At 68.3% G+C, this 14,516-nt stretch carries 13 protein-coding genes; 3 read left to right on the top strand and 10 right to left on the bottom strand.

Features of this window, described 5'->3' with window-relative positions:
* Positions 1–100 precede the first annotated feature (100 nt).
* Positions 101–1,918 (top strand): DNA helicase RecQ, encoded by a 1,818-nt coding sequence (gene recQ, locus ASG43_RS21255; protein WP_244488193.1) that lies wholly within the window; start codon positions 101–103, stop codon positions 1,916–1,918.
* Between the two features lie 7 nt (positions 1,919–1,925).
* Here recQ and ASG43_RS21250 read toward each other — a convergent pair whose 3' ends face one another.
* From ASG43_RS21250 to ASG43_RS21225, 6 genes are all read right to left on the bottom strand, one after another.
* A complete protein-coding gene (locus ASG43_RS21250) occupies positions 1,926–2,729 on the bottom strand; it encodes a TIM barrel protein (protein WP_056509324.1) in 804 nt (267 codons plus the stop codon).
* A 122-nt stretch (positions 2,730–2,851) separates the two neighbouring features.
* Positions 2,852–3,481 carry an alpha/beta hydrolase gene (locus tag ASG43_RS21245; RefSeq protein WP_244488192.1) on the bottom strand — a complete coding sequence of 210 codons (630 nt, stop codon included), beginning with the start codon at positions 3,479–3,481 and terminating at the stop codon, positions 2,852–2,854.
* An 844-nt stretch (positions 3,482–4,325) separates the two neighbouring features.
* On the bottom strand, positions 4,326–4,970 hold the full coding sequence (locus ASG43_RS21240; RefSeq protein WP_056509322.1) for a DUF2076 domain-containing protein: 645 nt from the start codon (positions 4,968–4,970) through the stop codon (positions 4,326–4,328).
* 132 nt (positions 4,971–5,102) lie between these two features.
* Positions 5,103–5,825, bottom strand: coding sequence for a Bax inhibitor-1/YccA family protein (locus ASG43_RS21235; RefSeq protein ID WP_056509319.1), 723 nt, complete (start codon positions 5,823–5,825; stop codon positions 5,103–5,105).
* A 136-nt stretch (positions 5,826–5,961) separates the two neighbouring features.
* A complete protein-coding gene (locus ASG43_RS21230; protein WP_056509316.1) occupies positions 5,962–6,738 on the bottom strand; it encodes a hypothetical protein in 777 nt (258 codons plus the stop codon).
* Complete coding sequence (locus ASG43_RS21225) at positions 6,722–7,267, bottom strand: sigma-70 family RNA polymerase sigma factor (protein WP_056509314.1); 546 nt, start codon at positions 7,265–7,267, stop codon at positions 6,722–6,724. Before ASG43_RS21225 ends, ASG43_RS21230 begins: the two co-directional genes overlap by 17 nt.
* 206 nt (positions 7,268–7,473) lie before the next feature.
* On the opposite strand from ASG43_RS21225, the gene ASG43_RS21220 reads away from it, so the two are divergent.
* Positions 7,474–8,553: a catalase family protein gene (locus ASG43_RS21220; RefSeq protein WP_056509311.1), complete on the top strand. Its 1,080-nt coding sequence runs from the start codon at positions 7,474–7,476 to the stop codon at positions 8,551–8,553.
* Positions 8,554–8,884: 331 nt separating this feature from the next.
* Here the strand turns inward: ASG43_RS21220 and ASG43_RS21215 are convergent, their stop codons facing one another.
* The 3 genes from ASG43_RS21215 to ASG43_RS21205 form a co-directional block, all read right to left on the bottom strand.
* Positions 8,885–9,928, bottom strand: a complete 1,044-nt coding sequence (locus tag ASG43_RS21215; RefSeq protein WP_056509310.1) for an HWE histidine kinase domain-containing protein — start codon at positions 9,926–9,928, stop codon at positions 8,885–8,887.
* A gap of 219 nt (positions 9,929–10,147) precedes the next feature.
* The gene (locus ASG43_RS21210) at positions 10,148–10,363 is read right to left on the bottom strand and encodes a CsbD family protein (RefSeq protein WP_056509308.1); all 216 of its coding nucleotides are present in this window, start codon (positions 10,361–10,363) and stop codon (positions 10,148–10,150) included.
* Between the two features lie 170 nt (positions 10,364–10,533).
* Entirely contained in the window at positions 10,534–11,193 is a 660-nt protein-coding gene (locus ASG43_RS21205; RefSeq protein ID WP_056509305.1) for a DedA family protein, read from the bottom strand.
* Between the two features lie 388 nt (positions 11,194–11,581).
* On the opposite strand from ASG43_RS21205, the gene ASG43_RS21200 reads away from it, so the two are divergent.
* Positions 11,582–13,102 (top strand): phospholipase D-like domain-containing protein, encoded by a 1,521-nt coding sequence (locus tag ASG43_RS21200; protein WP_244488191.1) that lies wholly within the window; start codon positions 11,582–11,584, stop codon positions 13,100–13,102.
* A gap of 57 nt (positions 13,103–13,159) precedes the next feature.
* On the opposite strand, the gene ASG43_RS21195 is transcribed toward ASG43_RS21200, so the two are convergent.
* Positions 13,160–14,257 (bottom strand): DNA topoisomerase IB, encoded by a 1,098-nt coding sequence (locus tag ASG43_RS21195; protein WP_056509302.1) that lies wholly within the window; start codon positions 14,255–14,257, stop codon positions 13,160–13,162.
* Positions 14,258–14,516 lie beyond the last annotated feature (259 nt).

Genomic DNA, 14,516 nt, shown 5'->3' with positions numbered 1-14,516 from the left:
GCGGCATCTTTGCGGCGCCTCGTCGTTGACGGGTGCGGGACGGCTGCCCTATCCCCTCCCCCATGCACCATCCCCCCTGCCTCATCCGGCCAGACGCGACGTGACGAACACCCGGCCGCGCGACCCCGCCGAGGTCCTCCGGGACGTTTTCGGCCATGCCGCCTTCCGCGGGCAGCAGGAGGACGTGGTGCGCCATGTCACCGGCGGCGGCGATGCGGTGGTGCTGTTCCCGACGGGGGCCGGCAAGTCCATGTGCTACCAGGTGCCGGCGCTCTGCCGGCCCGGCGTCGGCATCGTCGTCTCGCCTCTGATCGCGCTGATGCGCGACCAGGTCGAAGCGCTGCGCCAGGCGGGCGTCGCCGCCGCGGCGCTGAACTCCTCGGTCTCGCCCGAGGAGGCGGGCGACATCCGCCGGCAGATCGCGGCCGGCGAACTCGACCTTCTCTACGTCGCGCCCGAACGCGCCTCGACGCCCGGCTTCCGCCGCATGATGCAGGACACGCAGGTCGCGCTGATCGCGATCGACGAAGCCCATTGCGTCAGCCAGTGGGGCCACGACTTCCGGCCGGACTATCGCGAGCTCGCCAGCCTCGGCGCGCTCTTTCCCGGCGTTCCCCGCATCGCGCTGACCGCGACGGCCGACCCGACGACGCGCGCCGACATCGTGGAGCGGCTGGAGCTGACCGAGGCGCGGGCCTTCACGTCGAGCTTCGATCGGCCGAACATTCATTACGCCATCGTCGAGCGGGACAATGCGCGCCAGCAGCTCCTCGCCTTCCTGTCCCAGCACACGGGCGAGAGCGGCATCGTCTATTGCCTGTCGCGAGCCAAGGTGGAGGAAACGGCGGAATGGCTCGCCGGCCGGGGCCTGCCCGCGCTGCCCTATCATGCCGGCATGGACGCGGCCCGGCGTTCGGCCAACCAGGACGCGTTCCTGAAGGACGACTGGTGCTGCCTCGTCGCCACGACCGCCTTCGGCATGGGCATCGACAAGCCGGACGTGCGCTACGTCGCCCATCTCGACCTCCCCTCCTCGATCGAGGCCTATTACCAGGAGACCGGCCGCGCGGGCCGCGACGGCCAGCCCTCCGAGGCCTGGATGAGCTATGGCATGGGCGATGTCGTGCAGCGCCGGCGCATGATCGACGAGGGCAACGCGCCGGACGAGATCAAGCGCGTGGAACGCGGCAAGCTGACCGCGCTGCTCGGCCTCTGCGAGACGACCGACTGCCGGCGGCGCGTCATCCTCTCCTATTTCGGCGAAGACCTGGCCGAGCCTTGCGGCAACTGCGACACCTGCCGGTCTCCCGTCGCCAGCTGGGACGGGACGGAGGCCGCGATCAAGGCCATGGCCGCGGTCTACCGGACCGGCGAGCGTTTCGGCGGAGGCCATGTCATCGACGTGCTCCTCGGCAAGCCGACCGAAAAGGTGCTGCGCTTCGGCCACGAGGCGCAGGCCGTGTTCGGACAGGGCCAGGACCACGACGCCAAGGTCTGGCAGTCCGTCCTCCGGCAGCTGACGGCGGCCGGGCTCCTCCTCGTCGACCACGAGGCGCATGGCGCCCTGAAGCTCGGCGAGGGCGCGCGCGCGGTCTTCCGCGGCGAGCGGCGCATCACGTTGCGCAAGGACCGCACCCGCAAGGCGACCGAGCGCCAACGCGGCACGTCCTCCAACGCCCTCGATGATCTGCCCGAAGAGGCGCACGGGCTGTTCCAGGCGCTGAGGGCCGAGCGCACGCGCATCGCCCGCGAGCAGGGCGTGCCGCCCTATGTCGTCTTCCAGGATGCGACCCTGAAGGCCATGGCGACGAAGCGCCCCTCGAGCCTGTCCGCGCTGATCGCGCTGCCCGGCATCGGAGAGGCCAAGCTCGATCGCTACGGCGAGGCGTTCCTCGCCGTCCTGCGCGGCGCTGAGTGACGCCTCATCAGAGCGTGAACGCCTCGCGAAACCGCCGGAGCGCGAGGTCGTCGTCGCCCTGCGGCCAGGCTTCGAGACCGATCACGCCGCGATAGCCCATCTCGTTCAAGGCCCGCGCGACGGCGGGATAGGCGATCTCGCCCGTGCCCGGCTCATGGCGGCCGGGAACGTCGGCGACCTGGATCTCGCCGATATAGGGCAGCGCCCTACGGCACAGTTCGATCAGATTCCCCTCGCCGATCTGCGCGTGATAGAGATCGAGGTTCAGGCGGAGAGACGGTCGATCGACGGCCGCGACCAGCGCCAGCGTGTCGGCGGCCCTGGCGAAGGGCGTGCCGGGATGGTCGACCGCCTCGTTGAGATTTTCCAGAACGAAGGTGACGCCGGCCTCCTCGCCGAGATCGGCGATGCGGCGCAGCGTGTCGACCGCCTTCAGCCACATCGCGCCCGTCACAACCGCGCAAGGAACCACCGGCAGCCCCTTCCCGTCGAGGCCGGTGCCGTGAAGGTTGAGGCGCGGGCAATCGATGGCCTTCGCGATCGGAATCGACTGGCGCGCGGTGCGCAGGAGCTCGTCGGAGCCGGCCTCGTCGGCCAGCGTTCCCGCGATATAGCCCGTCATCGAGGAGAACCGCGCGCCGGACCGGGCGAGCGCATCGACATCGTGCTTCGTCCAGTCCCAGATTTCGACGAGAAACCCGGCTTCGGTCAACCGTTCCAGGCGCTCGGCGACCGGGCGTCCGGCAAAGACGGTCTCGGCGCAGACCGCCAGGGTGAAGGGCTGCGTGGCGGCGGCGGGCGATGGGCTCATTCTGGCTCCCCGTGACTTCATCGGACGCCTCGACAAAGGCTCGACGAAACGGCCCGTTCATCAGGCCTCCGGGATAGAATAACCGGACCACGCGCCGATGGTAAGCCGGAAAAGCCGCTCGCTCAGTTCACGCCGAGCCCGCTATCGTGTGCGCCCGCCGGCCAGGACGGCCCGGAACCCCAGTGGCGCCGCGGCGTCGCGGCGGGACTGCGGGCGCGCCGTCCGCGCAGGCCGTCGGCGAGCACCGGGGCATCGTCCCAGGGCCCATGGCCGCTGGCGATGTTGACGTGCCCGGCTTCGCCGAGATCGTAGAGCGCCGAGCCCCAGCGCGCCGCCTGCCGCTCGGCCGCGGAGAAGCTCATGAAGGGATCGTTGCGGCTGGCCACGAGGATCGACGCGAAGGGAAGCGGCGAGGACTCGGCACGGGAGAAGGCGCGCACGCCGGGATGGCGATCGGCCAGAGCCCCGAGATCGGCGGGAGCAACGAGCAGCGCACCGCCGACATGCGAAACGGCGGGCCGGCCGGCCAAGGCGGCGACGAGGGCGCAGCCCAGACTATGCGCGACGAGAATGACGCCGGGCGCGCTCGCCTCGATCCGGGCTTCCAACGCATGAAGCCAGTGGTCGAGGTCGGGCTTGGTCCAGTCCTCCTGCTCCACGAGTTCGGCACCCGCGTCGCCGGCGGCCCAATGATGCTGCCAATGCCCGGCGGGGGAGCCATTCAGGCCGGGGACGATCAGGGTCTCGATCACGGCATCTTCCCTCTTCTTCGCTCGATGCTCAAGAGATTAGGGACGCCGGTGCTCCGCCGGAAAACAAAAAATACTAATTCAGTGGACAAAAGGAGAAAGTCGGTTCGCCTCATCGACCCGCCTCGGGCGAACCCGCAGCCAGGCATGCGGGATTGGTGCGATGCAGCACGAGAAAAGGCCGATGCGACAGGGCTTCGAGGCGAGCCTTGATTCCTGCCTCTCGTGCAATGCTGCTATGCAACAATGAGAATGGCGAAGGGAGTCACGTTCGGCTATTGATGAAGACGTCGCCGAGAGGCGAGCACGAGTTTCAAAAGTTTCGCGTCGGCCATCCTCCTCCCAAAGGCCGAAGCGGATCGTCCGCGGCATCCTCCTCCCAGCCGCTGGGCAACAACACGACGCCCGCCGGTCCTCCCCCGGCGGGCGTTGTCGTTTGTGCCCCTGGTTCCAAATGTCCGATCCGGTGAACGCCCCTCGAGGGGCGCAGCCGCGAGGCTCTTGCCCGTGACGACAGCAGGCGAGCCGCTTGTCCGACGGGGGCCTGTCCGTCCGACAATTGTCGCTCCGTCCTGCGGCTGCCTTTCGGTCCTGCGGGACGCCCGTCCCGTCAGGGAGGTCGTCGCGGCGGCTTTGTCCGTCGATCGAACCTGGATCTCCGCCAGAGAGACCGATTCGTCCCTTGCGGGACCACGCCCGAAACGGCGAAAGCGGGCGCCGTCGTGCGCCCGCTTTCCATGTTTGCTCGACGGTATCGTCCCGCGCATCGGACGCCGTTTTCAGCAAGAGGGATGCGCAGAGGCAGAGCGTCCTTGGTGCGTCCGAATGGACGCACGGCGCTCCGACATCACACTTCGTCGAAACCGCCGAAGTCTTCGCCGCCCATGTCTTCCGTGGCGCTGGCCAGTTCCGTTTCCGCCGCATCGCCCGCATCGGCGACCGCGCCCTCGGCGGCTGCCGCCGGATCGCTGAAGGCATTGGAGAGCATCGAGCCGAGCATCATGCCGCCGGCGACGCCCATGGCGGTCTGCGCGGCACCGGCCAGAAAGCCGCCGCCGCCGCCGCCCATCCGACCGCCCTGCGGAACGTGCCCCGCCTGCGCGCCGCCGTTCCAGGGTCCAGCGCCCCGCGCCGGCTGGCCGTAGGGCCCGGGCTGAGACGGCTGGCCATAGGCAGCCGAAGCGTGAGTTGGCCGGGGCGCCGGGCGCGCGGCGGAAGCGCCGCCGCCGAAGAGGGAGCCGAAGAAGCCCCCGCCGCCGGACCTCGGCTGGCTCACCTCGGCTTCGAGCGCCTGGATCCGGGCCTGCGCGGCCTCGAGCGCCTGCTCCTGGATGATGATCGTCTGGGCCATGTAGTAGGGCGCGCCCGGCTGGCGCTCGACGCTTTCGCGGATGAAGCCTTCGGCCTCGGGGTCGCGCGGCGGCGCGGTGCGCTCGGCTTCCGAGAGCTTGCCGAAGAGGTTCTGGATCAGGCCCTGTTCGTCGCGGTTCATGGGATCGCTTGTCCTTGTTGTGTCGTGGGATCGACGATGTCGCTCGTCGCTTCCCGATGGCGTCCCGGTCCCTGGCTGGCGGGACCGGGATCTCGCGCTCGGGGTCTCCGCGATGCGGAAGGACCCCTTAGCTTACTCCTCGCGCTGGCCCGTGAAGTTCAGCAGCAGCTGGAAGAGGTTGATGAAGTTCAGGTAGAGCGAGAGCGCGCTCATCACGGCGATCTTGCCGGCGGCTTCCGCGCCGTAGTGCTCGGAATACTCTTCCTTGATGCGCTGCGTGTCGTAGGCGGTGAGGCCGGTGAAGACGAGGACGCCGACCACCGAGACCGCGAACTGCAGCGCGCTCGACTGGAGGAAGAGGTTCACGAGGCTCGCGATGACGACGCCGATGAGGCCCATCATCAGGAACGAGCCCATGCCGGAGAGGTCGCGCTTGGTCGTGTAGCCGTAGAGGCTCATCGTGCCGAAGACGCTCGCCGTGATGAAGAAGGTCTGCGCGATGCTGGCGCCGGTGAAGACCAGGAAGATCGAGGCCATGGAGAGGCCCATGACCGCGCAGAAGGCGAAGAACAGCGTCTGGGCGGTGGCGAAGGACACGCGCTCGATGCGGAAGGAGAGGAACATGATGAAGGCGAGCGGCGCCAGCATCACGACCCATTTCAGCGGCGAGTTGAAGATCGGCACGTAAAGCGCCGGCGTGCTGGCGACGGCGAAGGCGACGAGACCCGTGATGACGAGGCCGATGCCCATGTAATTGTAGACGCGCAGCATGTGCTTGCGCAGGCCCTCGTCGAAGAGGACCTGGGATTGTGCGGGCGCGGCGTTGACGCCGAAGCCGCGGAAGGGCGTGTTCATCGGTGGTTTCTCCTGTTTGTCGGCCTCGCCTCCGGGGCGAGAGTCCTGGTCGTCGGCCTCGCCCGAGGGCGAGAGGCGGTCTGCGAGGGTCCGGCGGTCCGGTCCGGACAGGCCGGACCGCCGATCGGTGAAAGGGTCAGTGGAGGCTCGCCTCGATGCGGGCGGCCTCGCGCTCCAGCGCGGCGCGGTCTGCGCCGGCCGCGACCAGCGCATAGGCGACCTCGCCGACCTGCCAGTAGGCGGCGGTCGCCTCGCCCTCGACGACGGCCGTCGCGGACAGGACGTCGAAGGAGCCGGGGCGCACCGCGAACAGCGAGACCTTGCCGAAGCTTTCCGTCGCGAGCGACATTTCGAGGCTCGGGCCGAAGGTCGAGGGAAAGAGCTGCACGTCGGTGACGTCCCAGCCCTTCGGCAGGTCCGGCACGCGGATCGCGGTGGCCGACAGGATCTCGGCGGGATCGTAGCCGGCGATCTCGGGCTGCGATTCCATGCCGGCGCGCAGCAGGCTCGTGCCATGCGCCCGCACCGCATCGGCGACGAAGGCCGGCGGCGGCGCGGAGGCGACGCTCGGGCGAACGCTGAGGGCGTTGAATTCGGCATGGGCGATCCAGCCCGCACCGAGAAGGAGGACGAGGGCCGCCACGCGCGACAGGCGCCGCATCGCCCCTCGGCGTTTCAGGCTGCGCTCCAGCTGGCCGGCGAGCGCGTTGGTGCGAACGCTCACCGGCAGCGGCGCCGAGGAGAGCGCGAGCCGCAATTCGTCGCGCGCCCGCATGTCCGCCATGGCGAGCGCCGCTTCGGCGGGGTTTTCGGCGAGATGGGCCTCCACCTCGATGCGGCGGGCGATGCCGAGCTGTTCGTCGACATAGGCGGCGAGATCGGCCTCCGTGATCGGATCAGGCATTCGGGACATCGGACCCTCCCTTGGCTCTGAGGCTGACGACATTGGGCGCTCGCGTTCCGTCCTCCATGTCGCGTAGGCGAGCCCTGGCGCGGGACAGGCGCGAGACGAGCGTGCCCACCGGAATGGACAAGGCGGCCGCCGCCTCCTCGTAGGACAGTCCTTCCACCGTCACGAGATGAAGCGCGGCGCGCTGCTCGTCGGGCAAGGTCATGAAGGCGCGGCGCACGTCGGCGAGCCGCGTCGCGCTGTCCTGCGCGGCCTCGGCCGCGGGATCGACGCGAAGGCCGATCTCGGCATTGCGCAACGCCTCGGCGCGCCGGGTGCGCAGGCGATCGACGAAGCCGTTGTGAAGGATCGACATCAGCCAGGCGCGTAGGTTGCCGCTCGCCCGGAACTGGTCGCGCCGCTCCAGAGCGCTGAGAAGCGCGTCGTGCACGAGATCCTCGGCATCAGCGGGATCGCGCGTCAGCGAAAGCGCATAGCGCCGAAGCGGCCCCAGCTGTCCGATGACGTCGATGTCGCGTTTGTCCTCGCTCATGATCCGTATACGGACGAGCGCGGCGATCCATCCCGCCGTTTCGCGATTTTTTTCCCGAAAGCCGTCAGCGGGGGGGTCTCCGGGAAATTGGCAGGGGATCCGGCACGTCGCCGGCTCCTTCCACACGCTTACGGTGTCGTGAAGACCGCACGCGGAACATCCTTCGCGAGTGATGCTTTTCCTGACGCTTGACAAGGAACGCCATCATGACGCTTGCACGACCCGTCCGCTACAGCCCCGATATCGAGACGATCGCAGACGACGAGACGGAAACGATCTCGCAGCTGAACGCGACGTTCGACACCATTCTCGAAACGACGTCGAAGGATTACGGCCACGCCGTCCGATCCGTGCACGCCAAGGCCCACGGGATCCTCGAAGGCCGGCTCGCCGTTCGCGACGGCCTGCCGCCCGAGCTCGCGCAGGGGCTTTTCGCAAAGCCCGGCGAGCACAAGGTCTACATGCGCCTTTCCACCAATGCCGGCGACATCCTGCCCGACGCGATCTCGCTGCCGCGGGGCCTCGCGCTGAAGGTGCTCGACGTCGAGGGCGAGCGGCTGCCCGGCGCGGAGGGGACGACGCAGGATTTCGTGATGGTCAACGGGCCCGTCTTCCAGACCAAGACGGCCGACCAGTTCCTCGGCAATCTCAAGCTGCTCGCCAAGACGACCGACCGGCTGGAGGGAACGAAGACCGTGATGTCGAGCGTCCTTCGCGGGGTCACCACGGCGCTCGAAGCGGTCGGCATCGAGAGCCCGAAACTCCAGTCCCTCGGCGGCGCGCCGAACGTCGATCCGCTCGGCGAGACCTATTACAGCGTCACGCCCTTCCGCTACGGCGACCATATCGCGAAGTTCAGCCTCGCTCCGATCTCGCCGGCCCTCACCGCTCTCACCGGCACCGAGATCGACGCGTCGGAACGCGAGAACGCCATCCGGGAGACCGTCCAGGCGAACATGCGCGAGACGAGCGGGTGCTGGGAACTGCGGGTCCAGCTCTGCCACGATCTCGAAAAGCAGCCGGTCGAGGACCCGACGGTGGAGTGGACGGCGGAGGAGGCACCCTTCTTCCCCGTCGCGACGATCACGGTCGATCCGCAGGACAGCTGGGACGCCGCTCGCGTCCAGGCGGTGGATGATGGAATGCGCTTCAGCGTCTGGACCGGACTGGCCGCGCACCGCCCGCTCGGCAACATCAACCGCGCCCGCAAGGACACGTACCGGCACTCCGCCGACGTTCGCGCCGGATTCAATCGCTGCCCCATCCACGAGCCGGCGACGTCCTGATCCTCCAGCCGCGCGACGCCGTGTCGATCCCTGGAGGACGGCGGGATCGGCGAGATCGGCGCGGGCCCGGCGACGGCCCGCGCCGATGCCCAAGGGGTCCGGCGGGCCGCGGCGTCGATCGATCGCCTCCGCCAGCAGGGGTGCGACGACGCCTTCGATGAAGGGTTTGAAAGGCCAGCCGCGCCTCGAGACCCGTGCCGAAGGGCCCAGATCTGATGGGCCTAGGTCTGATGGGCCCAGATTTGATGAGACGGCGCTCGGGGGACCGGCGGTTGCGGAGACCGGCACGCACGAAACCGGCCGGGAGCGCCGTGCCGGCAAAAAGGTTCGTTCAGGGCGCGACCCAGGCAGTCCGCTCCACCGCGAGCCCTTCCGCCGGGGCGTCGAGGCGGAAGACGACGCCCTCTCCGGCGAAATCGATCTCCGCCCGGCCGCCGAATTCAGCCGCCAGGACACGCTCGACGATCCGGATGCCGTAGCCTGGACGCGTCGGCGGCGAAACGGCCGGTCCGCCGGCCTCCCGCCATGTGAAACGCAGACGGCCGTCCGCCACCGACCAGCGGACGTCGACCGTCCCCTTCGGGCTGGACAGGGCGCCATGGCGCATCGCGTTGTCGCCGAGCTCGTGGATCGCCAAGGAGAGCATCGTGGCGATGCGCGGCCGCAGCCGAATGTCGGGTCCGTCCACGTGGATGCGGTCCCCGGCTTCGGCGCGTGTCGGCTCCAGGGCGCCCTCGATGACGTCCGCCATGAGAGCGCTCGCCCAGGCTTCCCGCGTCAGCACGTCGTGGCTTCGCGCCAGCGCCTGCAGCCGGCCGGCGACCGCGCTGGCGACCGTGGTGGGAACCGACGCGTCCTTCAGCGTCTGCAGGACGAGCGTCTGCACGGTCGCCAGCGTGTTCTTCACGCGATGATCGAGTTCGCGGTTGAGGAGGAAGCTGTGCTCCTCCGCCCGCTTGCGGTCCGTCACGTCCATCTGCGAGGCGAAGAAATAGGCCAGCTTCCCCTCCACGAAGACCGGGGAGATCAGGAGCGCGTTCCAGAAGGTCGTGCCGTCCTTGCGGTAGTTGAGGATGTCGATTTCCACCGAACTCTCGCCGGCGACGGCGGCGCGGATCGCGGCGATGTCGGACTCCCGCGTCGCGGGCCCCTGCAGGAAGCGGCAGTTCCGACCGAGGATCTCCTCGCGCCCGTAACCCGTCAACCGCGTGAAGGCGTCGTTGCAGAAGACGATGGGATTGTCGTCCTGGCAGGGATCGGTGATCACCATCGGCATGCGCGTCGCGCGCACGGCGGAGGCGAACGGGTCCTGGCTCAGGCCCGTCGGGATCTGGATCTCCTCATCGACGCTCGGTCGATCGCGGTCGCCGATCATGCGGTCTCACCCATTTCGACGACTCGATGTCCAGACCATCTGACAGACCCATTGCCCAGCGAAATCGTTCCCTCGCACGGATGGCACGGGGACATGGATGCTTTTCGCAGATTTGAACAGAATGTGACCGAAGCCGTCCGGCGCCGCTCCCGCCATCGCGACCGGAGCGCCGATCGGCGGACGGCGTCTTTCCGACGCCGGGATCCGCCGCCGGATGCGTCAGAGCTTGCGATGCGCGGCATCTCTCAGCGTATCGGCGCCGTCCTTCACGGCCGATTTCGCCTCGCCGAGCGCCTGCTGGCCCTCGCCCTTCAGCTCCTGAGCGACGCCCTCGGCCTGCAGCCGCTCGTTGCCCACCGCCTTGCCGACGGCCTGCTTGACGTTGCCGACGGCCTCGTTGGCCATGCCGCTGATCTTGTCGCTCGTGCTACCCATCGAAAACGCTCCTGATTGTCCGCACACCAAATGAACCAGTGAGCGCGATCGTTCCCGGACCGGATGCGTCCTTTTCGATGCCCCCGTGGGCCGGCCGGTGCGAAACAGGCGTTGCAACCGGGCAAAGGCCGCATCGCCGGGATGACCGCATCGCCGGGAACGCCGGCGTCTCAGTTCGTCGGCTGCACTGCGATCCGGGTGCGCCTCGGCTTCGCGCGTCTGGCGAAATGCCGGCCGAGAAGGGCCGTGCCGACCCCCGTCGCGACGAGGACGAGGGCGAGGACCGCCAGCATGTGTTCGCCTTCGATCCATTCGAACTCGGCAAGGCCCCGCGCGCCGATCCATCCCGGCGCCAGCATCAGGGGGGCCCAGAGAACGGCGGACAGGACGTTCGCGATCTGGAAGCGCGCATGCTCCATCGACATCATGCCCGCCACGAGGGGCACGGTCGAACGGATCGGCCCGAGAAAGCGTCCGATCACCACGGCCGCGAAACCGTATCTGCGAAAGAACAGGCGGGTCTTGGCCACCGCGTGACGATAACGGCGCAGGGGCTTGCGATGAACGATGCCCGGGCCCAGCCAGCGGCCGATGGCATAGGAGATGATGTCGCCGAGAACCGCACCCGCGATCGCGCCCACGAGAACCGGAACGGGGCCGACGACCCCGGAGCCGACGAGGCCGCCGATGATCAGCATGACCGCCGTGGCGGGAATGAGGAGCCCGACGAAGACGAGGGATTCCCCGAGGGAGATCAGGGCGACGAGCGGGCCGGCCCAGGCCTGATGGGCCCGCATCACCTCTGCGAGTTCGCTGAGAAAAGCTTCCATGATCCTTGATCGAACAAAGAGATGAAGGTCCGGTGACGAGCCGGCCGGGAGAGTGGGTGGCCCGGCACCCTCACATCGGAATGCGGCCGGGGCGGGACCGGCCCGCCGATCTTCGAGCGCCGGAGCGATCGATCGGGAACGCCCGCCGGGCAGTCCCGTTGGAGCGTGGAATCCGGTCCGCTGATCGTCTCCATCTTCCGCGAGGAGGAGAAAGCCCGTACGGACGTGCCGCCCGCCCATCCGCCCGCCCGTGCCTCACGGCCGAACCGCCGAGTGTCCCGATGCCCGCGCCCTCCCAATTCGCCCTCCCCGTTTCCCCCCTCCGCCACGCCGGCAGGCGGCAGCGCCGACCTGAGGTCGGCTTCCATCGGCGAGACGGGATGGCGACATGCGTCTGATGGACGAGCCCTCCCTCGACGGCGCCGCGGTCCGGACCGATGCCGCGACGCGACCGCTCGAACCCGGCCGCAACTGTCTTGCGATCGAGACCGCGACCCGCGCCTCGGTGATCGTGGACGCCGACGATTATTTCCGCTTCGCCCGCGCGGCCATGCTGAAGGCGCGTCGCCGCATCCTCCTGATCGGCTGGGACTTCGACGGGCGAATCACGCTCGGCCGCGGCCGAGACCAGGACCCGGCTCCGGAAAAGGTCGGCGAGTTCATCTATTGGCTGGTGCGCAACCGGCCCGAGCTGGAGGTCTATCTGCTGCGCTGGGATCTCGGCGCGCTGAAGACGCTGACGCGCGGCTCGACCCTCTTCACGGTCCTCAAATGGATGAGCCATCCGCGGATCCACACCAAGCTCGACGGCGCCCATCCCTTCGCCGGCTCGCACCATCAGAAGATCGTCGTCATCGACGACAGCATGGCCTTCTGCGGCGGCATCGACATGACGGAGGACCGCTGGGACACGCGCGCGCATGTCCACGGGGACACGCGCCGCCGTCGGCCGAACGGCTCGCTCTACAAGCCATGGCACGATGCGACCATGGCCGTGGAAGGCCCGATGGCCCGCGCGCTGGCCCAGGTTTCGCGCGACCGCTGGCACGATGCCGGCGGACGGCGGATCGAACCGATCGAGGGGCTTCCCTCCACCTGGCCCCGCGATCTCGGGGCGCAGTTCCACGACATCGCCCTCGCCATCGCGCGGTCGGCACCCGACATGTCGGGAAAGCCGGGCATCGCGGAGATCGAGGCGCTCTATCTCGACCAGATCGCGAGCGCCCGGCATCTCATCTACGCGGAAAGCCAGTATTTCGCCTCCCGTCGCATCGCGGAGGCGATCGCGGAGCGGTTGCAGGAGGAGGATGGTCCGGAAATCGTCGTCATCAACCCGCTGACGGCGCAAGGCTGGCTGGAGCCGGTCGCGATGGACACGGCGCGGGCGCGTCTCTTCGAGGCACTCCGCCGTCTGGATCGCGGCAAGCGGTTCCGGATCTACCATCCGTTCACCGACGGCGGCGATCCGATCTACGTCCATGCCAAGATCCTGATCGTGGACGACCGCATCCTGCGCGTCGGGTCCTCCAACATGAACAACCGCTCGCTGCGGCTCGACACGGAATGCGATCTCTCGATCGACGCCCTCCTGCCCGGCAACGCGGCCAGCGCGGCGACCATCACGGCCATCCGCGACGATCTCATCGCCGAACATCTCGGCGTGGAAACCGCCATCGTCACCCGTTCCATCGCCGAGACCGGATCGATCATCGCCACGATCGAGGCGCTGCGCGGCGAGGGACGGAGCCTTCGACCCTACGAGACGCCCAATCTCGGCGACATCGAAACCTGGCTTGCCGACAACGAGGTGCTCGACCCGGAAGGTCCCGGCGAGATGTTCGAGGCGTTCTCCAAACGGGGCCTGTTCCGCCGCCTGAAGGATCGGTGGGTCGCCCGGCGCAGGCCGTGAGGAGGCAGAACGTCCCGTTCCGGCGAAGGGCGCGCGGTCCCGACGAGCCGGACGTTTCTACGCGGCGTCCGCCATCTCCTGCGAAAGCCGGGCGCGCAGAAGGCTGAGGACGGCGACCTCCTCCGGCTTCAGTCCCATGAGATCGTCGCGCAGTTCCTCGTCGACCTCCTCCTTGATCTCGAGCAGCAGCGAGCCGCTGAGATAGGTGTTGAGGATCTCGGGATGGACATAGCACTTCCGGCACACGGTCGGCGTGTTGCCGAGCCGGGCTGAGACGTGCTCGATCGCCGCGCGGACGTTCTTCTTGGCCCTGGCGTCGCTGTCGAAGGCCTCGAACTCGCGCAAGGCGAGGGCCGCCAGCACCGTTCCGGCCCAGGTGCGGAAATCCTTGGCCGTGATGTCCTGGCCCGTGATGTCGCGGAGATAGGCGTTCACGTCCGCCGAGGTCACGTCGCGCGTCTGGCCCGCTTCGTCGACATATTGAAGAAGCTCCTGTCCCGGCAGGTCCTGGCAGGCCTTCACGATCCGGGCGATCCGCCGGTCCTTCACGTCGAGACGCCACGTCTTCCCGCTCTTGCCCTTGAACTGGAAGCGCAGCTCCGATCCGTCGACCTTGACGTGCTTGTCGCGCAGCGTCGTCAGACCATAGCTCTGGTTGTGTTTGGCATAATCGTCGTTGCCGACGCGGATGAGGGTCGTCTCGAGGAGATGGACGGTCGTGGCGAGGACCTTTTCCCGCGGCAGGCCCTTCAGCGACATGTGACCGGAAACGGTCTCCCGGATCTTCGGAAGGGCGTGCGCGAACGCCATGACATGCTCGAACTTCACCCCGTCCCGGACCTCCCGGAACTTTGGATGATAGCGGTATTGCTTACGGCCCTTGGCGTCGCGGCCGGTCGCCTGGATGTGCCCTTCCGGCAAGGTCGAGATCCAGACATCCGTGTAGGCCGGTGGAATGGCCAGCGATCGGATGCGTGCGAGCGTGGCCTTGTCGCTCACCTTGTCGCCGTCCGGTCCGACATAGGAAAAGCCCTTGCCGGCCTTGCGCCGCCGGATGCCTTTGTCCTCGTCGGAAACATAGACCAGCCCGGCGGACTCGGCGGCATCGCGGGGATCGACGACGGTCTGCGCGTCATCCCCCATCGCTGACGTCATGGCTTGCTCCCGGTCTTCGTCCTCGCAAAGTCAACACGTTGCCGGGGGACGTGGTTCCTGGATGCACGGGCGGTGCGGGCTTGCGCCGCAAGAAGGGCGTGCGACAGGGGAACGGCCTCTTGCCGTGCATGCGCGCGACAGAGCCGACGGCACGTGAGGTCGTGTCCCGGGACGTGGTGTAGGAAGCGGCCCCTAAGGAGGTGGCCATCACCGATCTTCGGTTAGGGTTCGCATGCGAACTCGAACCTGGAGCCTAAGA

The organism is Aureimonas sp. Leaf454 (genome assembly GCF_001424685.1).
Classification (GTDB): Bacteria; Pseudomonadota; Alphaproteobacteria; order Rhizobiales; family Rhizobiaceae; genus Plantimonas.
Note: the sequence above shows the minus strand (reverse complement) of the source record. Positions and strands in the feature narration are given on the sequence as shown.